Here is a 20,226-nt window from a genome sequence, read left to right as displayed (position 1 = left end):
TTCAAATGCTCCTTTCAAGGCTTTCTATCTGTTGATAAAGCCATTGTAAACCACAAATGTTACACAAATGTCCGAGATAGAAAAAATTTTTATCGAAAATCAGAGTGAAATGTTACAACGCTCGGACATTTCAAAAAAAGTGGTTATATCTTACCTTACAGGAAGCATAATAGAAAATTCTGAGCCTTGCCTCAGCTCTGAAACAACCTTGATATAGCCCCCTTGCCTTGTTACAATCTCACGAGCCAAATACAAACCTATTCCCACACCCTGTTGATCGTGTACTTCTTCCTCACGATAGAAGCGCCGGAAGATGGCAGCCTGATTGCTTTCTGAAATGCCCTTGCCGGTGTCGGTCACTTTGACCTCTACGTACATTTCCCACTGAACCACTGATACAGAAATCTTTCCACCTGACGGAGTGTATTTTACTGCATTGTCCAGCAGATTGAAAAGGGCTTCGCTTGTCCACTTGCTGTCATGGGAGATTATCAAATTTTCCGGGCAATCCACGGATACAGCAATTTCTTTTTTCTCTGCGGCATATACAATACTGCTCATGGCTTGTGCAAGCGTATGGAATAAGCTGCTGTCTTTCTTTTCTAATCGTATTGCTCCGGTTTCCAACCGGGACGTTTTAACCAGTGCTTGGAACAGAAAATCCAGTTTATCAGTCTGACTACGTATGCCTTGTAAAAAGTCCATCCGTTCTTCTTCTGAAACAGGCTTTGTTAAAAGTGTGTCCGTTACCATTTGCAAATTGCTGACAGGCGTTTTAACTTGATGTGAAATATCAGAAATCAGCATTTGAAGCTCCTGTCGTTCCATGTCTACCTTGTGCCGGTTTTTCTGCATAATCTCATACAACCGAATTAAGCGGTGGTTGATACGGGCAAAAAGAGTTTCACTATCATTTGACTTTTGTAATTCCTCGTTTCCATCAATCATGTTGTCCAGCGTCCGGCACAAATTAGAAGTAAAATGAGAAAGGCGTTTTCCAAAAATCAGCACCAATAGCCAAATCCAGAAAAACGCACAGAGTGTCAATGTTCCACCCACTATAAAAATTCGTATATCCTGCATTATACCGCCGAAAATACCGGTAATTACCAGCATAGAGAAAACCATGCCAGCACTAACCAGTCTACAAATTTTCTTAGCAGAAAGGTTATTCAGATTCATTTCTTTTCGCCTCCTGTCCATTGATACCCCATACCATAAACCGTTTTGATATATGTGTCGCCATCCGCTTCAATCTTACTGCGAATACGGCTGATAGAAGTAGTAAGGGTATGTTCATCTACATATTTTTCATCAACATCCCACAGTTTTTCTAAAAATTGTTGGCGAGTAAGTACCTGCTTCGGATTTTTAAGAAATAGGTTCAACATTTTATATTCCATCGCAGAAAGTGCTAATGGTTTCCCGTTCAAACTTGCAAATTGTTCCGAAAAATCCAGAAACAAGCTACCATCCTCGTAAATATCCTTAGCTGGTTTGTGATGCTCCAACATAGCGAACATGGCTTTGATTTTTCGCTGCAAAGCACTAATCGAAAAAGGTTTCGTGATATAATCCACTGCACCAGCTTCATATCCCCGTATCTGATTGCTTTCCTGATCGTTGGCAGTTAGAAATATAACTACTGTATCAGGATGCTCTGGCTTGATAAGACGGCATAGGTCATAACCATTTCCGTCTGGTAAATTTATATCCAGCAATACCAAATCAAAAATGTTTGTTTTTAATGATTCAGCGGCTGTCCTTGCATTCAGAACAGAAGTTATTGTGTAACCGTCCAATTCCAAATTATAAGTAAGCGTTTTATTCAAAAGATTATCATCTTCGACAATTAAAATATGCTTCATATTATCACTTCCTTTTCTTTTTGCAGATAGTATAACAGGCAAATGTCCGAGAATTGTTACAAGGACAAATATATTTTTCATTTTACAGCTTTTTTCTGTGTACTGCAATTTTATAAAAGAAAGGACAGCAGTGTCAAATTGCTGTCCTTTCTTTTATCATAGCTGGTAGTGTATAAGCGTGGGTTCATCATATCGGGTGTGGTATCTTTAACTACAGGAAACTCCCTACAACACTATCTCACTTCTTGCTTAATAAAGTTCTAATGAATCTTCTGTATCCACCCACATCTGTAAATTGCCATCAAGATATAATCTTGCATATTCCAAAGGCTCATCCACAGCCAATGAAGTAAGCGCACATTCTGATCCATATGTGGTTTTTAAATTTTTTTCAGCTTCCCAGCAATCAATGCGAAGCATATATCCAGCACTTGTGTAAACATCAATACTATCGTGGTTTATATTATATTCTGCATAAATTGTTCTCATCGTATCTTATCTCCATTTTCTTTTGATAATCAGTTACAGAGTTAAATATCGAAAACATTTCAATCAGTTCACCATGTCGTTATTGTTATATGTTATATTGTGTTATGAAATTTTCTTTCCCTTAATTTTTCCCATATTAAGGTTCATGAAAAGCAATGGGAAAATGTAACACAAGGGAAAGAGTAAGGGAAAGTTCACTTGCTACAAACTTAGTATTTTCAAGGGTTTGCGAAGAATTTGATAATCAAATATAACAGTTATTAAATTTCCTAAAATATGTGAAATATCAACTGGAATTTGACAATCAGGCTTACCAGAGAGGAAAGACGCAGAGGGAATACAATGAGGGATATTACAGTGAGCTTCTGAAGGTGATCCGGAGTTTTGACAGATACAGCGTGCTGGGACATCTGGATCTGATGCGCCGCTATGACAGAAACGGGCCCTGGCCGTTTGAAAACAGCCGTCCCATTCTGGAGCAGATTCTTTCCCATGTGATTGAGAGAGGAAAGGGGATAGAGGTCAATACCTCCTGCTTTCGCTACAGGATTGGAGATTTAACTCCCTCAGAGGATATTTTGAGGCTGTACCGGGATATGGGAGGAAAAATCCTGACACTTGGCTCTGACGCCCACCGCCCGGAACAGATTGCCGAACAGTTTCCTTTTGTCAGGAGAAGGTTAAGGGAGCTGGGGTTTCGGGAGCTCTGCGCTTTTCACCAGATGGAACCGGAATTTTATCCCCTGTAGGAGCGAGGCAGACGGCTCAAATGAGGAGGAATTTTGGCGGCTTACCGGAGACTCAGGTTTTGGATGCCCGGCAGAGAAATTTCCGGAATAGAGATCTCAGGAGGGCATGGAAGAGGGCTGCGCTGCATAAAATGGCAGATAAGAAGTGAAGTACAGGAATGATGTAAATGAAGATTGCCGTAGTCAGGGAAGGGGACAGCGTGGATACGATTGCCGCTTCCTTTCAGATACCGGTGGAGCGTCTTGCCGCCGACAATCAGATAGAGTACCCATACCGCCTGGCCGTAGGCCAGGCTCTTTTGATCCGGGAGGATGAGGATACAGAGCCGGTACAGCCGGTTAAGCAGCTGATTGAGGCGGGGGGATATGCCTATCCCTTTATCAGGGAAGAGGTGATTCAGGAGGCGCTGCCATTTCTGTCAGAGGTTCTGGTGTTTTCCTATGGATTTACCAGGGAGGGGCAGCTGATTGCGCCGCTGACACCTCCTGACAGACTGCTCAGAGAAATCCAGGCATCAGGAAAGCGGGCTGTGCTGGTGCTGACGCCCATGGAAGCAGGCGGCCGCTTTAACAGTGAACTGGCCTCTGTGCTGATCCGGGATGCGGAGCTTCAGCAGCGCCTTTTGCGGGCTGTTTGGGAGGAGGTACAGGAGAAGGGCTACAGAGGGGTAGATCTTGATTTTGAATATATCCGGCCTGAGGATGGGGAAGGTTATGCAGCCTTCGCAGCCAGGACGAGAGCGCTTTTCTCCGTTTACGGAATCCGTGTTTCAGTGGCTCTGGCGCCTAAGACATCCGCTGATCAGAGAGGACTGCTGTATGAGGGAATTCTCTACCGGGATCTGGGAGCGGCTGCAGACCAGGTAATGCTCATGACTTATGAGTGGGGCTATACCTACAGTGAACCTATGGCCGTTGCGCCTATTCATATGGTAAGACGCGTGGCCGAGTATGCCCTGACTGAAATACCGCGGGAAAAGATTCTGCTGGGTATCCCCAACTACGGCTATGACTGGCCGCTTCCTTACGAGAGAGGGGTTACAAAGGCAGAGAGCCTCGGGACAATGGAGGCGATTCAGCTTGCGATCGATCATGGGGTTCCCATCCACTTCGATGAGCGCTCTCAGACGCCCTGGTTTCGCTACTGGCAGTACGGCGTTCTCCATGAGGTGTGGTTTGAGGATGTGAGAAGCCTTCTGGCCAAGTTTAACCTGGCGGGAGAGCTGGGATTAAAGGGTATCATGTACTGGCAGCTGATGCGCTTTTACCGGGCCGGGTATCTTCTGCTTGACGGGTTGTTCAGAACAGAGTGAAAATAACACGAGTCCTGTTTCTGTATGCAGGAATAAGAAAATTCCAACTGCCCAAATTGATAAACTGGCGGAAATACACTGGCATGTACTAAGATTTTATCCAGCGGATCAAAGCGGGAGAAATCTTCTATCTTAGCAAGAACCATGGCAGCTATATGGTATAGGCGTGAATATCTATGCTTTATATGGCAACGGAAAAGGCGTTATCAAAAAAAGAGAGAAATAGTTACAACTTTCTGATAATAATATTTTATAGAAATAAAATTAAAAATATATTGACAAATACTGATAAAAAATGTAATATATCTATATAATAACAAAATTTCATGAAATACTCTTATTAATGCTGATATGCACTTGAATTAAGAAAGGGTGATAACATTGGTGACTTCTAAAATTTGAACAATCGCAGATTCGCATATTTTATGGATGAGCGATCAATTGTCAAAAATGGGTTTAATACTACAGTGAGCTATTTAAATTACCCTATAAAGAGGGGACATTTTATGAAAAAACTTATTTGTTTAGTATTAGCTATCATTTTATCGTTTGAGGGTTCTTTGATAGTCATGGCATCAAATACAATATCAGACGATATTTCTATCGAAAACCGTATTGTTTCTGATTCTGAATACATTAATTTAGTAGCAGCAGAGGAAAATATATCCTATAGTGAAGCAGAAAGACTAATTTATGAAAATAGAAAAGCAGCTAGAATTGATCCTGAAACAGTAGTTGATATCCATAGAAGTGTCAGTAAAAAAGTCAATAAGGATTTTGAGCTACAATGCAGTGTATATATGGAAGTAGTTCGAGATAATATGAATCATGACTATATAGAAATATTAGCTGTAAGAGCTCCAAATGTTTCTTTAGTTGGCCCTTATGTAAATGCAAAAATGGGCTCTTCTGCGTTAGAAGCTGAGGTAACTGGAACAAAAGCAGCTACGGTATATTGTAATGGTACTATTGAATATACTATCCCCGCAACTGTTTCTTCAGGTTTTTCCTTCCCCGGTGTCGGAGTAAGCGTTGGCGTAGGCTATGATATAAATTATAGCTATGATGTCAGCGAACAATTCAACTTTACGATATGAATTTAATTAGGGGGGTGTCAGCAATAAAAAAGATACAGAATAAAACATTGCTGCGTGTTTTTCTAATTTTAATTTTAATTCTGTTTCTGTTTAAAACAGTCTGGTGGGAAGTAATAGTTGCACATCCTTATACGTTTTTGGCCTGGGGAGCTGATTCTACAGGAAATGTTGTAGGGAGAGAATCTTTTTGGTATACTGCAAACTATGTAACGTATATGACTGCTATGTTTTTAGTACCATTGCTTAAACTGCTAATCATTCTATTTGGCATTGAGATACTAAAACGTATTCTTTTGAAGGAAAATAAATGATACATTAAAAATTGGCTCTATGTCAATAGTTGGGGTGGGATTCATTGGAATCCCGCCCCATTTCTGCATCCGGAGCTATCAGGATATAGGGTCTGTTGAATGATAGTTTTGGACATGATAAAAAAGCCGTCCTGTCAGATGGCGTAAATTAAGGCGCTGTTGACACAATCGGCTGTAGAGATGCGCACATTTATTTTCAGAAAGACAAATCCATTATCCTATTGAGGTTCAGCATAATAGTTATTATAACAGGCAGCCAAATAACTGGATGCATAGGTATGTATATAAATATTATGCGAAAGAGATTGGCTGCGCCTAGCGGAAAGCATAGGAGCATAGTATAATTAGGACGGAACAGGAGTTTAAGGAGGTGTTGAACCGTGTCTTATTTGACAGCCAGAAAATTTGATGGTATTGGAAGTATTGCTTTGCAGGCCGCTTACGGCTAGCATGTGGTGAGTATAAGCTGTATCATTTTGTGGATACAGAAGAATTTGAAAAAGAAGTTGTTAAAATGTAACCCCGCTCTAAACAAAACGTCATGCGGTATCCAACTGATTAACAAATATACAAAGAAACTGCAGCTGCAGTTTTTCAAAAACCATCGAGTGGCAGGAGGGATGAACCAATCCACAGTATCTCCAACAGTATAGCATACAGACCTTGGAGAGGGTCTATAAACACTACTACTTTATGATACGAGGAGAGATTACATATGATACAGGACATTTTGCCTCACAGATACGATAATTCCTTTAAAAGGCCCAGGCTGACGAAGAATGCTTTTCTGATGTATATTGCAAAGGGAAATATTCTCTTTGCCAGGAGAAAGGAAAGAGGGGAAAGGGACTGCAGGGAGGCGATCTATGAGTCAGAGCGCGCTCTTCCTGAGCCGGATGAGTTCGGGCCGCCGACAGCCGGGGAAGTGGATGAAGCCGGATTAGTGCCAAAGCTCTCAGAACGGGCGGAGTATCTGTTTTCCATTGACGATATTCCGTATTTTATGGTGAGGAGCAGGGACAGCGATCCGGCTGCAGCGCTTCTGACCCAGGAGAAAACGGGCAGAGATGGGCAGGAAAAGGGGAGAGAAGCGGCCGGCTTTTCTTTTCAGGGCGCTGCGTATTTTCGCATCATGCAGCCGGAATATCAGGCCTTTGCCTCAATTACGGCCATACAGCTATGGCGGTGGAAGGAGAGCAGGAAGTTCTGCGGCCGCTGCGGCCACGAGACCGTAGACAGCCAGTCCGAGCGCGCGCTGGTCTGTCCGGTCTGCGGGCAGACAGAGTATCCGAAGATCTGTCCGGCTGTGATCGTGGCTGTGACGGACAAGGACAGGATCCTGATGTCGCGCTACCGGGGACGCGCCTACCGCGGATATGCCCTGATTGCCGGATTTGTGGAGATCGGGGAAACCTTTGAGGAAACGGTCCGGCGGGAGGTGATGGAGGAGGTTGGACTCAAGGTAAAAAATATCCGCTATTACAAGAGCCAGCCCTGGGCCTTTACCGACACGGAGATGATCGGATTTTTCGCAGAGCTGGACGGAGACGACAGGATAAGGCTGCAGGAGGATGAGCTGTCGGAGGCCGGCTGGTATCACCGGGATGAGATACCGGAAGATACGTCGCTGATCAGCGTGGGAAGCGAGATGAAGATGGCTTTCAAGTATGGAATGATTTAGGAGGAACCTGTGAAAACTGATACGCAAGGCCAAGTGTATGTCCCCTCTTATATATCTTCAGGTAATAGTTCCTATTCCTTTTAATTAATTGACAAAAGTCCGTTTGGTTGTTATGATTGTTGATAACCAAACGGACTTTCCCAATAAAGGCAGGTAATGGCATGAGCAGAATCGTATTATCCCTGCTGGTGGACAATACAGCAGGTGTACTGAGCCGTGTGGCCGGGCTGTTCAGCCGCCGCGGTTACAACATTGAGAGTCTGACCGTTGGAGAGACGGCAGATCCCAAATATTCCAGGATGACAGTGGTTTCCCAGGGAGATCAGGAAATTCTGGAGCAGATTGAAAAGCAGCTCAGAAAGCTGGAGGATGTTTACGACATCAAGGAGCTTCGGGCGGGCCGCTCCGTATACAGGGAGCTGATCCTTGTGAAGGTGAGGGCCAATGCCAGCGAGCGTATGGCTATCAATGCCATCGCAGAGATTTTCCGTGCGTCCATTGTGGATGTGGGGAAGGAGTCAGTAACCGTAATGCTGACAGGTGATCAGTCAAAGCTGGACGCTATGATTAATCTTCTGGAGGATTACGAGATTCTGGAGCTTGCAAGGACCGGCGTGACCGGACTTTCAAGAGGAACGGAGGACGTCAGATACCTCCCCTAAAAACTGACATGACATGCTGAGTAAAGCCATTGCCAGAGGCGGACAGAGAGTCGTCGGCGATCCGCTTTTTATCACATATTTTTTGCATCCTAAGGAGGAAAAGAAAATGGCAAAGATTTATTATCAGGAGGACTGCAACTTATCATTATTAGAGGGAAAGACCATCGCAGTCATCGGCTATGGCAGCCAGGGACATGCCCATGCGTTAAATGCAAAGGAATCCGGATGCCACGTAATTATCGGCCTCTATGAGGGAAGCAAATCCTGGGCCAAGGCAGAGGCCGCAGGATTTGAAGTATATACGGCAGCAGAAGCGGCAAAGCGCGCCGACATTATCATGGTTTTAATCAACGATGAGAAGCAGGCGAAGATGTACAAGGAGTCCATCGAGCCAAACCTTAAAGAAGGTGATATGCTGATGTTCGCGCATGGATTTGCCATCCACTTCGGACAGATTGTTCCGCCGAAGAATGTGGATGTGACCATGATCGCGCCGAAGGGACCTGGCCATACAGTGAGAAGCGAGTACCAGATCGGAAGAGGCGTTCCCTGCTTAATCGCAGTTGCCCAGGACTACACAGGCAAGGCTCATGACCTGGCTTTAGCCTACTCCCTGGCAATCGGCGGCGCAAGGGCAGGCGTTCTTCAGACTACCTTCCGCGAGGAGACAGAGACAGACCTGTTCGGTGAGCAGGCAGTTCTCTGCGGCGGTGTGACAGCCCTGATGAAGGCCGGATTTGAAACTCTCGTTGAGGCTGGCTATGAGCCTGAGAGCGCATACTTTGAGTGTATCCACGAGATGAAGCTGATTGTAGACTTAATCTACGAGAGCGGATTTGCAGGAATGAGATATTCCATTTCCAATACAGCAGAATTCGGCGACTACATTACAGGGCCGAAGATTGTGACTGACGAGACAAAGAAGGCCATGAAGCAGATCCTGTCCGACATCCAGGACGGAACCTTCGCAAAGAACTGGCTTCTTGAGAACCAGGTTGGCTGCCCGCATTTCAATGCCATGAGAAAGAGAGAGGCAGCTCATCAGCTGGAGAAGACCGGTGAGGAGTTAAGAAAGCTCTACAGCTGGAACAACAGCAGCAAGCTGCTGGACAACTAAGGCTTTAAACGCCCGTCCCAGCATTCCGGATGGTCATTGATGCTTTATTATTTTTATTATTTTATTGCTTGCAAGAACATTTACTATACCTCAAGATTATGAAACGGAGGATGCGTCATTGCCCCAGGGGGTGATGGCGCATCCGCTGTTTTCAGAGAAGAGAAAACTGGCCGTTTTCTTTTTCCGGCAGACAGAACCTGACAAACTGGCTGGTGGTTTTTGTGGCATAGGACGGATTGTAGGCGAAGCCAATGGTTCTCCTGCGTATGGGAGCCGACAGGGGAATTTCTATAAGGCTTCCCTCTTCCAGCTCTTTTCTGACGAAATCCTTGATCACACAGCCGATGCCAAGGCCGATCTTCGCAAACTCGATCAGCATATCCATAGTAGTGGCCTCCAGCACCTGTTTCGGCTCAATGTCGTTTTCTGTAAACCAGGCGTCGATGTGGGTCCTTGTCATGTTGCTGCGGTCTAACAGCATGATGGTGCCTGTCGAGAAGAGATCTGCCTCACGCCCCTCTCTGAGATACAGATTTTCCAGGTAACTCTTTGTACAGACAAATCCGTCTTCAATCTGCATCAGTGGGATAAACTTCAGATTCCTTTTGGTCTTTGGCTCCGCCACCAGACCAATATCAAGCTGCTGCTGTTCCAGCTTGGAAACGGTTTTGGCAGTAGACTGTCCGTCAATCGTCACTTTGATGTGTGGATTCTTCTCTACAAAGCCCTTGAGATAGGGGAGAAGCACATACTTGCAGAGCGTATTGCTGACCCCGATTTTAATCTGGCCGATATTGAAATCCTTGATCCGGCGAAGTTCGTTCTCGCCGCGGCTTAAGGTATCGAATGCATTGCTCACATGGCTGAAGAGCACCTGCCCCTCCACCGTGAGCTGGACTCCCCTGGAATTTCTCGTAAAAAGCGGGACGCCAAGGCTCTCTTCAAGCTTGCTGACCGCCTTGCTGATGGCAGGCTGGCTGATAAACAGTTCCTTGGCGGCCTTTGAAATATTACCTGCCTTAGCGACGGCGTAAAAAATTTTGTACTGCGATAAATGCTGTTCCATATACTCACCTCTGAAAGATTACAAAAGAAAACAGGAAACAAAAAGTCTATAACTGAACTTTATATTTCCTATTCATAATATATATTGGTATTATACCAGCCCCTATGCTAAGATGTAAATAGACTTTTCGCGACAGCAGAGAGCAGTGCGAAAACAGGCTGGCACAATCCCACGTTGTGCTTGCACATAAGAGGGATTGTGCCAGCCTGTTTTCATAGGGCGGGAGCCCGCGAGCGAGATGGAGCGAAGCGGAATCGAGCTTGGCACTGCGGAGCGGAGGCAGAAACCTCCCCCGGTGCTTGCACATAAGAGGGATTGTGCCAGCCTGTTTTCATAGGGCGGGAGCCCGCGAGCGAGATGAAGCGAAGCGGAATCGAGCTTGGCACTGCTGCCGCAGACCATCAACCATTCCAAGGAGGATTATAACCATGGGTATGACTATGACTCAGAAAATCCTGGCCGCCCATGCCGGCCTTGAGTCGGTGAAAGCCGGCCAGTTAATAGAAGCGGATCTCGACTTAGTTCTCGGAAATGACATCACCTCCCCGGTAGCTATCGCAGAGATGGAAAAAATGAACACCCAGACCGTATTCGATAAGGACAAGATTGCCCTTGTCATGGATCACTTTATCCCCAACAAGGACATAAAGTCAGCTGAAAACTGCAAGTGCTGCCGTGATTTCGCCTGCCGCCATGAGATCTCCAACTACTTTGACGTGGGGGAGATGGGGATTGAGCATGCCCTCCTTCCGGAAAAAGGCCTGGTGGTAGCCGGAGATGCGGTGATCGGGGCAGACTCCCACACCTGCACCTACGGAGCCCTCGGAGCTTTTTCCACAGGAGTGGGAAGCACTGACATGGCTGCCGGGATGGTGACTGGAAAAGCCTGGTTCAAGGTCCCGTCTGCCATCAAATTTGTGCTGACGGGAAAGCCTGGAAAGTGGGTGAGCGGAAAAGACGTGATCCTCCACATTATCGGAATGATCGGAGTGGACGGAGCCCTCTACAAATCCATGGAATTCACAGGCGACGGAATCCGGAATCTGTCTATGGACGACCGGTTCACTATCTGCAATATGGCTATTGAGGCAGGCGGGAAAAACGGAATTTTTCCTGTGGATGAGAAGGCTGTCCAGTATATGAAGGAGCACTCGAAACGGGAGTTTCAGATCCACGAGGCAGACGAGGATGCAGAGTATGAGGCAGTCTATACCATCGATCTGTCTGCCCTCAAGCCGACTGTAGCCTTCCCTCACCTTCCAGAGAACACAAAAACCATTGACGAAGCAGGCGATGTAGCCATCGATCAGGTGGTGATCGGCTCCTGCACCAACGGAAGGCTGGAAGATATGCGGATTGCCGCGGAGATCTTAAAGGGAAGAAAGGTGAAGAAGGGAGTCCGCTGCATCGTGATCCCCGCTACACAGGCTATCTACCTTCAGTGCATTAAGGAAGGACTCATGGAAACCTTTATCGAAGCGGGAGCAGTTGTGAGCACCCCCACCTGCGGTCCGTGCCTGGGCGGCTATATGGGAATCCTGGCGGCCGGGGAGCGCTGCGTTTCCACCACAAACAGGAACTTTGTAGGCCGCATGGGCCATGTGGACTCGGAAGTTTATCTGGCAAGCCCTGCAGTGGCAGCTGCCAGCGCGGTGACAGGAAAGATCAGCAGCCCCTGTGAGATTATGGACTAGGAGGAAAAGAGATGAAGGCGTGCGGACATGTATTCAAATATGGAGATAACGTAGACACAGACGTAATTATCCCTGCAAGGTACTTAAATGCCACAAAAGGGGAGGAGCTTGCGAAGCACTGCATGGAAGATATAGACAAAGATTTTGTGAACCGGGTGCAGAAGGGGGATATTATTGTAGCAGAGAAGAACTTTGGCTGCGGATCCTCCAGGGAGCATGCGCCTCTGGCCATCAAATGCGCAGGCATCAGCTGCGTCATTGCAGAGACCTTCGCCAGGATATTCTACAGGAATGCCATCAATATCGGCCTTCCCATCATCGAATGTCCGGAGGCTGCCGCCTCCATACAGGCAGGACATGAGGTGGAGATTGACTTTGACAGCGGAGTGATTACAGATAAGACCACAGGGGAGAGCTTTGAGGGGCAGGCCTTCCCGCCGTTTATGCAGAAGATCATTGAAGCCGGAGGGCTGGTCAACTATATTAATCAGAAGTAGAGAGACATGGCAGCGGAGAGCCAAAGCTCTGCCGGTTCTGCGGGAAAATAGACTTTAAATTTTAGTTGACAGACCTGAGGTTTTCTGCTATTCTTACACACAGCTTTATAGAGATTGATTGCCGCCGGGTAAGAGCGTTAAATTTTGTATCGTTAGGCCGAAGTAGATACAAAACTTAGCGCTCTTTTTCTTTGACAGGGGTTTTTGACAGAGGAAAGCGCCCTGCGCCTTTCCAGCCCTCTGCAGGAAACCGGCAGCCGGTTTTTATCAGGCAAAAACAACATGGAGGAGACAGTATTTATGGGAAAGATCCACAGAGAGTTTGCAGAGTATATATCGCTCAGCGTAGCAGGAATGCTGGCAATTTCCTGCTATATTCTGGCAGATACATTTTTTGTATCCCAGAGACTTGGAACGGATGGCCTCGCTGCGCTTAATCTGGCGATACCGATTTATGATGTGATCCATGGAACAGGGCTGATGCTCGGCATGGGAGGAGCGACCAGGTTCTCCATATGCAAAAGCAGAGGCGAGGACAGAGAGGCGAACCTCATGTTCACGAATACGCTTTTTCTGGCAGGGGCCTGTTCAGTCTTTTTTGTCCTTTCGGGACTCCTGTTTTCAGAAAGGCTCGCCGTCCTGCTGGGGGCGGACGAGGCTGTGCTTGAGATGACAAATACGTATTTAAAAGTCCTCATGCTCTTTTCACCGGCCTTTTTGATGAATGACATATTTCTCTGCTTTGTGAGAAATGATAAAAATCCGGGAATGTCCATGGCAGCCACTATCGGGGGCAGTTTTTCCAATATCATTCTCGATTATGTTTTCATGTTCCCTCTGGGCATGGGAATTTTCGGGGCAGCTTTGGCCACAGGCCTCGCCCCCGTTATAGGAATTGCCATTATGTCGCCGCACTGGCTGAAACGGTCAAAGGGCTTCCATGCAGTGAAAACAGGCCTCCTGCCAAAACAGGTAAAGATGAATGTTTCCCTGGGATTCCCTTCGCTTTTGGCTCAGCTCTCATCAGGAGTTGTCATGATTGTATTTAATAAAATCATTCTGGAGCTGGAGGGAAACACCGGGGTAGCTGCCTACGGCGTGATTGCGAATATCGCTCTTGTAGTTGTGGCTGTATACTCAGGAGTCGGACAGGGAATCCAGCCTCTGGTGAGCAGGGAGTACGGGTACGGAAGAAAAGAGAGGGAAGTGCAGCTTCTGCGCTGGGCAGCCGCAGTTGTATTAGCTCTGTCCGTTCTGATCTATGGAGGGCTTTTTGGCCTTGCAGAGCCCATCGTCGGCATTTTTAACAGTGAAAATAGTGTAAGGATGGGTCAGATAGCGGTTATCGGACTGAAACTGTATTTTATATCTGTGCCTTTCGTGGGACTCAACATTGTGCTCACCACCTATTTTTCCGCAGTGGAACAGGCGGTGCCGGCCCAGGTGATTTCTCTTCTGAGAGGCCTTGTGCTGCTCATCCCCATGGCGTTTTTTATGGCGGAGGCCGGAGGACTGACCGGTGTGTGGCTGGCAGTGCCGGTCACCGAATTTCTGTCTGTGGTTCTGGGCGGCTGGCTGTATTTCAGGATGGAGAAGAGAGGAGCTAAAAGAGCCAAAAGCCAGCTTCCGGAAGTATAAAACCTGCCGTATTCTGTTAACACAGGAAAGAAGACCCGCCGCGGCCAAAGGCGGAAAGTGGTGTGCTTTTCCATCACTCCGCCTGGCCGGAGGGCCGTAAGGCCGGCAGACTGCCAACGGCATCAAAGCATAAGAACAGTTCGAACTGTCTGAATCATACATCCATATCAAAAATACACAAATAAATAAAGCGAAAAATATATTATAAATACAAATTCAATAAAAAATCCCCTACAATAAAAAGATTACACCCCTTAATTGCACAAAAACCTTTTGGTATAATAAAAACATATTGGAAAAGATAACTGAAACAAAAGGGAAGGGAAAACAGGTGGTACAGATGGGTGAAACAATTGTTTCCATGAAAAATATCAGCAAGAATTTCCCGGGTGTCAAGGCCCTTGACCATGTGCAGTTTGAGCTTCGCTCCGGTGAGGTGATGGCCCTTTTAGGTGAGAATGGAGCAGGGAAGAGTACCCTCATGAAGATTCTCAGCGGCGTCTATACCAGGGACGAGGGGAGCCTTGAAATTTTCGGGAAGGAGTACGGAGATCTGACTCCCAGGCAGGCCCAGGAGATCGGTGTCGCCATTATCCACCAGGAGCTGAATATGTGCCGCCATCTGTCGGTGGCGGAAAACATGTTCCTCGGACGGGAAAAGGTAAAGGCAGGCGTCCTCTCAAACGCGCAGATGGAGGAGGAAGCTGCCAGGATCCTGGAGGAGCTTAAAATTGACATGGATCCGGGACAGGTGGTCGGAGAGCTTCCTGTGTCCAAGCAGCAGATGGTGGAGATTGCGAAGGCTCTGTCCACCCACGCGAGAATCCTGATTATGGATGAGCCCACATCGGCCCTGACAGCCAGGGAGATTGAGGATCTGTTCCGAATTATCAGGGATCTGAAGGCGAAAGGCTGCGGCATCGTTTACATATCTCACAGGCTGGAGGAGCTGTCCCACATCGTAGACCGGGTTATGATTATGAGGGACGGACAGTTCATCACATCCATGAATTTCAGGGACACGACGCTGGATGAGATTATTGCGAACATGGTGGGCCGTGAGATCAAGGAAAAATTCCCGCGTGTGTCCTGCAAGAAGGGAAAGAAGGTCCTGGAGGTAAGAAACCTGAACGCGGGGCACATGGTCCGGAATGTAAACTTTTCCCTCTATGAGGGGGAGATTGTGGGCTTTGCAGGGCTGATGGGAGCTGGACGGACAGAGACTACGAGAGCGATCTTCGGCGTGGATCCGAAGGAGGGCGGGGAAATTATTCTCGACGGAAAGCCGGTGACCATACGGAAGCCGGAGGATGCGATTCGGGCAGGAATCGTACTTGCGCCGGAGGACAGAAAGAAGGATGGGCTGTGCACCAAGCTCAGCATCCGCCACAATATTGCCCTTCCGAATCTGGATCTGCTCTGTAATAAATTCGGAGTCATTAACAGCCAGAAGGAGCTGGAGATGTGTGACCGGGTGGTGGAGAACCTGAAGGTCAAGACACCCAGTGTGGAGGTAAACACAGGCAACCTCTCCGGCGGCAACCAGCAGAAGGTAGTTGTGGGAAAATGGCTGGCCAGAAACTCCAGAGTCGTGATCTTTGACGAGCCTACGAGAGGAATCGACGTGGCCGCCAAGGTAGAGATTTATAATCTGATGAACGATCTGAAAAAACAGGGGATTGCCGTCATGTTTGTGTCCTCTGAGATGCCGGAGGTCATGGGAATCGCGGATCGGATCATTGTCATGTGCGACGGACGCATCACTGGGGAGATGAGCGCAGAGGAGGCGACTCAGAGCGGCATCCTGACTCTGGCAACCCAGTTTGAGAATAAGCTGGAGGCCGGAGCAAAGTAAGGGGAGGATGAACATGAACAGCAAAAAGCAGGATCCATTAAAACGATTTTTGAATATACGCGGAATGAGGGGAGCCATGACGGCGTTTGTAGGTCTGATTGTCATCTATATCGCCTTCGGTATGATTAACCCCACCGTCTTTTCGGGCCAGAATGTGATGAACCTTCTGCGCTCCATGTCCAAATACCTGATTATCGGTATCGGACAGAGCTATGTGCTTATTACAGGAAACATTGACCTTTCCATCGGTTCTGTGGTGGGAATGAGCGCCATGATCTCGGCGACGCTTATGACCCACGGCATTACCCCGGCGGTGGCGATTATGATTACGTTATGCTGCTGTCTGGCAATCGGCGTGATCAACGGAATTCTGGTTGGAAAATGCCAGCTTCCCCCGTTTATCGCAACACTGGGAACCATGTTCGTGGCCAGAGGCGTGGCCTACATGGTAAACGGAAACAGGAATACAGACGCTATCAGCTCCGGAATCGGCAAGGAGGCGGCAGACGGATTTCAGAATCTGTTCTACTACGGAAAGACAGCCGGTGTCTACAACACCTTCTGGATTGCCATTATTCTGTTTGTAATATTCTTTTTCCTGCTCTCCAAGACGAGAACCGGCCGTCATATTTATGCGATCGGCTCTAACGTGGAGGCAGCAAAGCTCTCAGGCGTCAGCGTAGTGTCAACAGTGACAAAGACCTACATCGTCAGCGCCTTCTGTTCCTTCGTGGTAGGCTTAATCCTCTGCGGACAGGCCAACATGGGAAATATGGAAGCAGGAAACATGTATGAGATGTACGCGGTAGCGGCAGGCGTAATCGGCGGAATTTCACCTCTTGGCGGTACAGGTATCCTTCTGGGAACCCTGGCAGGAGCGGCTGTATGGCAGACTCTTGAGAACGGCCTCAACATGATCGGCGTGCAGGTGGGAATCCAGAGACTGGTAATCGGCGTTATCGTAGTGTTCGCAGTGCTTCTCGACGTAGTGTTCAGAAAAGGTCTGTTTAAGAAGAGACATACATCTTCCGTTCAGGAGAAATAGCGGAAAACAGATACACGAACAGGAAAGCGCAAAATCTGTAAGACGAATATCATTGACGCCGCAAGGCGCTGATGGATAGAAAAAAAAGAAAAACAGGAGGAAAAAAACATGAAAAAAATGAGGTTGGCAGCAGCTCTGTGCACCGCATGTCTGGCAGCAGTTTCTCTGGCAGGATGCAGCTCAGGAACACAGGAGGCCGCAGGAACGCAGGCTGAGACAACAAAGGCAGCGGAAACAGAGGCTGAGACCACTGCAGCAGAGGAGACCACAGAGGCAGCCGAAGCAGGGGCTGAGGCCGGTGCAGATGTGAAGGCAAGCAAGGAGTGGAAGATCGCCCTGATTACCATGGACTCCATTGACCAGCACTGGGTTACCTTAAATGAGGGAGCTCAGAAGGCGGCTGAGGAGCTCGGCGTTTCCGTAACCTTCATGTCCCCGAACACAAAGGATGACGCGCAGCAGATCGAGTGCGTAAACAACGCGGTAGCAGGCGGATATGAGGCAATTATGGTGGCAGCTAACGGCCCGGATGCTATCTCCTCCGCTTTAAATGAGGCTGCAGCTGCAGGTGTGAAGATTGTGTATGTTGACTCTCCGGCCAATGTAGAGGCAGAGGCAACCTTCTCCACAGACAACAAGGCAGCAGGCAAGACAGCCGGCGAGGAGATGATCAAGGCTCTCGAGGCAGCAGGCGTTACCTCCGGCTCTATTGGAATCATCAATGTAAACGCAGCTACCGATTCCACCGTTATGCGTGAGGAAGGCTTCCGCTCTGCATTTGAGGGAACAGACTATGAGATTCTTGAAACACAGTACGGCGAGGGAGATGCAGCAAAATCCCAGAGCATTGCCGAGAACTACATTACACAGGGCGTTGTAGGAATCTTCGGATGCAATGAGGGCTCCACAACAGGTGCCGGAAATGCAATCAAGGCTTCCGGAAACAGCGAGATTATCGGTGTCGGCTTTGATAAGTCTGATGCAATCCTTGGCTTAATCGACGACGGATATCTTCTGTGCACCATGGCTCAGAACCCGGATGTAATGGGCTATGAGGGTGTTAAGGCATGCGTACAGGCTCTGGAAGGAGAGGACCTGGGCGGAGCTACAACAGACACAGGTGTATCAGTTCTCAAGAAGGAATAATGGAAAGGCCGCGAAGGCAGTCTGGATCTGGAAATGAACTGAAAAATGACAGCCCGAACCAGGGCAGATAGCGGGCCGCAGAAGGCGGTTCCAAAAGGGGATGGAGCAAAGGGCAGGGAGCTTTTGGCCATCCCCTTTTCTCTGTGCAGTAAGCGGTGAAAGGAAATTGCAATATCCTTTCCGGCATGGTAAGATAGCAGGAGAAAAATGGAATCGCGGTGCCCGGGAGGAGAGAAAATGGAATATCTGGCAGGAATTGATATTGGAGGAACGAAGTGTTCTGTAAGCCTGGGAAGGGCACAGGGAGGGCAGGTGGAGCTTCTGTGCAGGGAAAAATTTCCCACTCCCGGGACGCCTAGAGAGGCTGTGGAGCGGATGAAGGATTCTCTTGGCAGGCTCCTCTCATCTGCCCCTCAGAACAGGCTTTCGGCTGTGGGCGTGAGCTGCGGCGGGCCTCTCAGTTCGGAACGGGGGCTCATACTCTCTCCGCCGAATCTTCCGGGATGGGACGGCATTGACATTCTCACACCCTTTGAGAAGGCCTTCGGCGTGCCGGCTTTTCTGGAAAATGACGCCAATGCCTGCGCCTTGGCCGAATGGCTGTGGGGAGCGGGAAAAGGAACGAGGAATATGGTGTTTCTGACCTTCGGCACAGGGCTTGGTGCCGGACTGATTCTGGACGGACATCTTTACCGGGGCGCCTGCGATATGGCAGGAGAGGCAGGACATATCAGGCTTTCCCAAACCGGCCCGGTGGGCTTTGGAAAGGCCGGCTCCTTTGAGGGATTCTGCAGCGGAGGCGGAATCGGCAGAATGGGACGGGCCCTGGCAGAAGAAAGAGGACTGGAGGAGAAGAGAGAGCTTTTTTCCACTGCAGCAGGAATCGCAGAGGCTGCGGATCAGGGGGATGAGCTGGCTCTGGAAATATTCAGAAGGACGGGCAGGATGCTGGGACTTGGGCTTTCTATGCTGGTGGATATTCTGAATCCGGAGCTGATTGTGATAGGAAGCATATTCCTCCGCCAGGAAAAGCGGCTGAGAACGCCCATGGAGGAAGTCCTGAAAAGAGAGGCTCTGCCTCTGAGTCTGGCCTCCTGCCGGGTTGTGCCCGCAGGGCTTGGGGAGGAGCTGGGAGACTATGGGGCTCTGTCAGCCGCCCTCAACGGACTCAGAGAAAAGAAGAAAAACAGGTATCAGGAAGAAGCATAAAAAGTAAAAAAGATAAGAGAGAAGACTGAGAAAGAAGATAAGAAAGAAAAGCGCAAAGGCAGGAAAAGTAAAGGAGGCAGGTTATTATGAAGAGAAGTGAAATCAATGCGGCATTAAGGGAGATGGAGGCTATGATCAGGGAGTACCGGTTTGCCATCCCGCCGTTCTGCAGCTTTACCCCGGAGGAGTGGAAGGAGAAGGGGCATGAGTACGACGAGATCCGTGACAATATGCTGGGCTGGGATATTACCGATTATGGCCTGGGAAAATTTGATGAGGTAGGCTTCTCGCTGATCACGATCAGAAACGGAAACCTGGGAATGAGAGACAAGTATACAAAGACGTATGCAGAGAAGCTCCTCTACATTAAAGAAGGACAGTATTCCCCCATGCATTTTCACTGGTCCAAGATGGAGGATATCATCAACCGGGGAGGCGGAAATGTGCTGATCCGTGTATACAATTCCACAGAGGATGAGGATCTGGATCGGGAGAGGGAGGTTCACGTCCACGTAGACGGCCGGGAGATGGTGGTTCCGGCGGGAACTCAGGTGCGCCTGACTCCTGGGGAGAGCATTACGATTTATCCTTATCTCTACCATGATTTCGAGGTGGAGAAGGGAAGCGGGCCTGTGCTGTTAGGAGAGGTGAGCCAGTGCAATGACGACAATACGGACAACCGATTCTACGAAAAGGTAGGCCGTTTCCCGGCCATCGAGGAGGACGAGCCGCCGTACCGTCTGCTCTGCAATGAATATCCGAAGGCCAGGTAGCCTCTGCTTTATCGCA

The 20,226-nt window shown here is 48.2% G+C and carries 18 protein-coding genes; 14 read left to right on the top strand and 4 right to left on the bottom strand.

Annotated elements, in window-relative coordinates; genetic code table 11:
* Positions 1–150: 150 nt before the first annotated feature.
* The 3 genes from LK436_RS13060 to LK436_RS13050 form a co-directional block, all read right to left on the bottom strand.
* Positions 151–1,182 carry a sensor histidine kinase gene (locus LK436_RS13060; protein ID WP_006859034.1) on the bottom strand — a complete coding sequence of 344 codons (1,032 nt, stop codon included), beginning with the start codon at positions 1,180–1,182 and terminating at the stop codon, positions 151–153.
* Positions 1,179–1,868 carry a response regulator transcription factor gene (locus tag LK436_RS13055; RefSeq protein WP_009265522.1) on the bottom strand — a complete coding sequence of 230 codons (690 nt, stop codon included), beginning with the start codon at positions 1,866–1,868 and terminating at the stop codon, positions 1,179–1,181. Before LK436_RS13055 ends, LK436_RS13060 begins: the two co-directional genes overlap by 4 nt.
* Before the next feature lie 249 nt (positions 1,869–2,117).
* On the bottom strand, positions 2,118–2,357 hold the full coding sequence (locus tag LK436_RS13050; RefSeq protein WP_006859036.1) for a DUF6061 family protein: 240 nt from the start codon (positions 2,355–2,357) through the stop codon (positions 2,118–2,120).
* A gap of 278 nt (positions 2,358–2,635) precedes the next feature.
* On the opposite strand from LK436_RS13050, the gene LK436_RS13045 reads away from it, so the two are divergent.
* From LK436_RS13045 to ilvC, 6 genes are all read left to right on the top strand, one after another.
* A complete protein-coding gene (locus LK436_RS13045; RefSeq protein WP_008395148.1) occupies positions 2,636–3,106 on the top strand; it encodes a PHP domain-containing protein in 471 nt (156 codons plus the stop codon).
* A gap of 167 nt (positions 3,107–3,273) precedes the next feature.
* On the top strand, positions 3,274–4,419 hold the full coding sequence (locus tag LK436_RS13040) for a glycosyl hydrolase family 18 protein (protein WP_008395150.1): 1,146 nt from the start codon (positions 3,274–3,276) through the stop codon (positions 4,417–4,419).
* Between the two features lie 506 nt (positions 4,420–4,925).
* Entirely contained in the window at positions 4,926–5,516 is a 591-nt protein-coding gene (locus tag LK436_RS13035; RefSeq protein ID WP_015573831.1) for a hypothetical protein, read from the top strand.
* A gap of 1,026 nt (positions 5,517–6,542) precedes the next feature.
* The gene (gene nudC, locus LK436_RS13030; RefSeq protein WP_008395154.1) at positions 6,543–7,508 is read left to right on the top strand and encodes an NAD(+) diphosphatase; all 966 of its coding nucleotides are present in this window, start codon (positions 6,543–6,545) and stop codon (positions 7,506–7,508) included.
* Between the two features lie 161 nt (positions 7,509–7,669).
* Positions 7,670–8,170 carry an acetolactate synthase small subunit gene (gene ilvN, locus LK436_RS13025; RefSeq protein ID WP_008395155.1) on the top strand — a complete coding sequence of 167 codons (501 nt, stop codon included), beginning with the start codon at positions 7,670–7,672 and terminating at the stop codon, positions 8,168–8,170.
* 106 nt (positions 8,171–8,276) lie between these two features.
* Complete coding sequence (gene ilvC / locus LK436_RS13020; protein ID WP_015573834.1) at positions 8,277–9,287, top strand: ketol-acid reductoisomerase; 1,011 nt, start codon at positions 8,277–8,279, stop codon at positions 9,285–9,287.
* A gap of 151 nt (positions 9,288–9,438) precedes the next feature.
* On the opposite strand, the gene LK436_RS13015 is transcribed toward ilvC, so the two are convergent.
* The gene (locus tag LK436_RS13015) at positions 9,439–10,353 is read right to left on the bottom strand and encodes a LysR family transcriptional regulator (RefSeq protein ID WP_008395157.1); all 915 of its coding nucleotides are present in this window, start codon (positions 10,351–10,353) and stop codon (positions 9,439–9,441) included.
* A 428-nt stretch (positions 10,354–10,781) separates the two neighbouring features.
* Here LK436_RS13015 and leuC point away from each other — a divergent pair, with 428 nt between their 5' ends.
* From leuC to LK436_RS12975, 8 genes are all read left to right on the top strand, one after another.
* A complete protein-coding gene (leuC, locus tag LK436_RS13010) occupies positions 10,782–12,047 on the top strand; it encodes a 3-isopropylmalate dehydratase large subunit (protein ID WP_227910066.1) in 1,266 nt (421 codons plus the stop codon).
* 11 nt (positions 12,048–12,058) lie between these two features.
* Positions 12,059–12,544: a 3-isopropylmalate dehydratase small subunit gene (leuD, locus tag LK436_RS13005; protein WP_008395161.1), complete on the top strand. Its 486-nt coding sequence runs from the start codon at positions 12,059–12,061 to the stop codon at positions 12,542–12,544.
* 300 nt (positions 12,545–12,844) lie between these two features.
* Positions 12,845–14,182: an MATE family efflux transporter gene (locus LK436_RS13000; protein WP_147594792.1), complete on the top strand. Its 1,338-nt coding sequence runs from the start codon at positions 12,845–12,847 to the stop codon at positions 14,180–14,182.
* Between the two features lie 340 nt (positions 14,183–14,522).
* Complete coding sequence (locus LK436_RS12995) at positions 14,523–16,037, top strand: sugar ABC transporter ATP-binding protein (RefSeq protein ID WP_044930352.1); 1,515 nt, start codon at positions 14,523–14,525, stop codon at positions 16,035–16,037.
* A gap of 13 nt (positions 16,038–16,050) precedes the next feature.
* Positions 16,051–17,082: an ABC transporter permease gene (locus LK436_RS12990; protein ID WP_015544709.1), complete on the top strand. Its 1,032-nt coding sequence runs from the start codon at positions 16,051–16,053 to the stop codon at positions 17,080–17,082.
* 108 nt (positions 17,083–17,190) lie between these two features.
* Positions 17,191–18,228 (top strand): ABC transporter substrate-binding protein, encoded by a 1,038-nt coding sequence (locus LK436_RS12985; RefSeq protein WP_015573839.1) that lies wholly within the window; start codon positions 17,191–17,193, stop codon positions 18,226–18,228.
* Between the two features lie 237 nt (positions 18,229–18,465).
* Positions 18,466–19,437, top strand: a complete 972-nt coding sequence (locus LK436_RS12980; protein WP_044930486.1) for an ROK family protein — start codon at positions 18,466–18,468, stop codon at positions 19,435–19,437.
* Between the two features lie 86 nt (positions 19,438–19,523).
* Positions 19,524–20,210 (top strand): D-lyxose/D-mannose family sugar isomerase, encoded by a 687-nt coding sequence (locus LK436_RS12975; RefSeq protein WP_008395167.1) that lies wholly within the window; start codon positions 19,524–19,526, stop codon positions 20,208–20,210.
* Positions 20,211–20,226 lie beyond the last annotated feature (16 nt).

It is taken from the genome of Clostridium sp. M62/1 (assembly GCF_020736365.1).
GTDB lineage: Bacteria > Bacillota > Clostridia > Lachnospirales > Lachnospiraceae > Otoolea > Otoolea saccharolyticum_A.
Note: the sequence above shows the minus strand (reverse complement) of the source record. Positions and strands in the feature narration are given on the sequence as shown.

Excerpts from the sequence above, each read along its gene's own strand:
- leuC (WP_227910066.1), top strand. The coding sequence starts at position 10,782 with ATGGGTATGACTATGACTCAGAAAATCCTGGCCGCCCATGCCGGCCTT.
- ilvN (WP_008395155.1), top strand. The coding sequence starts at position 7,670 with ATGAGCAGAATCGTATTATCCCTGCTGGTGGACAATACAGCAGGTGTA.
- leuD (WP_008395161.1), top strand. The coding sequence starts at position 12,059 with ATGAAGGCGTGCGGACATGTATTCAAATATGGAGATAACGTAGACACA.
- LK436_RS13015 (WP_008395157.1), bottom strand. The coding sequence starts at position 10,353 with ATGGAACAGCATTTATCGCAGTACAAAATTTTTTACGCCGTCGCTAAG.
- LK436_RS13060 (WP_006859034.1), bottom strand. The coding sequence starts at position 1,182 with ATGAATCTGAATAACCTTTCTGCTAAGAAAATTTGTAGACTGGTTAGT.
- LK436_RS13050 (WP_006859036.1), bottom strand. The coding sequence starts at position 2,357 with ATGAGAACAATTTATGCAGAATATAATATAAACCACGATAGTATTGAT.
- LK436_RS12990 (WP_015544709.1), top strand. The coding sequence starts at position 16,051 with ATGAACAGCAAAAAGCAGGATCCATTAAAACGATTTTTGAATATACGC.
- LK436_RS12985 (WP_015573839.1), top strand. The coding sequence starts at position 17,191 with ATGAAAAAAATGAGGTTGGCAGCAGCTCTGTGCACCGCATGTCTGGCA.
- LK436_RS13040 (WP_008395150.1), top strand. The coding sequence starts at position 3,274 with ATGAAGATTGCCGTAGTCAGGGAAGGGGACAGCGTGGATACGATTGCC.
- LK436_RS12975 (WP_008395167.1), top strand. The coding sequence starts at position 19,524 with ATGAAGAGAAGTGAAATCAATGCGGCATTAAGGGAGATGGAGGCTATG.
- LK436_RS13035 (WP_015573831.1), top strand. The coding sequence starts at position 4,926 with ATGAAAAAACTTATTTGTTTAGTATTAGCTATCATTTTATCGTTTGAG.
- nudC (WP_008395154.1), top strand. The coding sequence starts at position 6,543 with ATGATACAGGACATTTTGCCTCACAGATACGATAATTCCTTTAAAAGG.
- ilvC (WP_015573834.1), top strand. The coding sequence starts at position 8,277 with ATGGCAAAGATTTATTATCAGGAGGACTGCAACTTATCATTATTAGAG.
- LK436_RS13000 (WP_147594792.1), top strand. The coding sequence starts at position 12,845 with ATGGGAAAGATCCACAGAGAGTTTGCAGAGTATATATCGCTCAGCGTA.
- LK436_RS13055 (WP_009265522.1), bottom strand. The coding sequence starts at position 1,868 with ATGAAGCATATTTTAATTGTCGAAGATGATAATCTTTTGAATAAAACG.
- LK436_RS12980 (WP_044930486.1), top strand. The coding sequence starts at position 18,466 with ATGGAATATCTGGCAGGAATTGATATTGGAGGAACGAAGTGTTCTGTA.
- LK436_RS12995 (WP_044930352.1), top strand. The coding sequence starts at position 14,523 with ATGGGTGAAACAATTGTTTCCATGAAAAATATCAGCAAGAATTTCCCG.